1 protein-coding gene is annotated in these 527 nt (G+C 38.1%); it reads left to right on the top strand.

What is annotated here, in order from left to right; all coding sequences use genetic code 11:
* Positions 1–96: 96 nt before the first annotated feature.
* The coding region (locus KVT27_RS23610; RefSeq protein ID WP_217582070.1) for a phage integrase SAM-like domain-containing protein at positions 97–527 on the top strand (431 nt) is incomplete at its 3' end.

Here is a 527-nt window from a genome sequence, read left to right as displayed (position 1 = left end):
TTAACATTGACTTGACGCAGGGTGGCGGTCGACTACAACGGGTAAGTTATACGCGTCCTATTTCGTTTTCAAAAACGAAATAGGACGCGGTTTTTTATGACATCTAATAATGAAAGAACCGATTCGAAACGTAAAGGAAAACGTGTGAAGAAAGAGTTAAGGACATTTATGGCACATACGATTGACGACTTATTTGAGAAATTCTACCATGCTAAGGTTGCTGAAGGACGAGCTGAACATACTTTGCGTCAGTATAAAGAAAACTTTCGATACTTTACGTATTTTCTAGATTATAAATGTCTTAGTAGAAATATCGATACAATTACGACCGATGTGATCCGCAACTACGTAGTATTTATGAAGAACGAGAAGGTACAATTTGAAGACCATAATTACAAACCAGATGATTGCAAAAAGGTGGGGCTCTCCCCTTCTACGATTAATACACGCCTGAAAACTTTACGGGTGATGTTTCGTTTCTTTGTTGATGAGGTGTTGATTGAGGGTAATCCAATGAAGCAAGTGAA

It is taken from the genome of Lysinibacillus sp. GbtcB16 (assembly GCF_019091145.1).
Lineage (GTDB): Bacteria > Bacillota > Bacilli > Bacillales_A > Planococcaceae > Lysinibacillus > Lysinibacillus fusiformis.
This window is presented reverse-complemented; position numbering and strand designations above follow the sequence as displayed.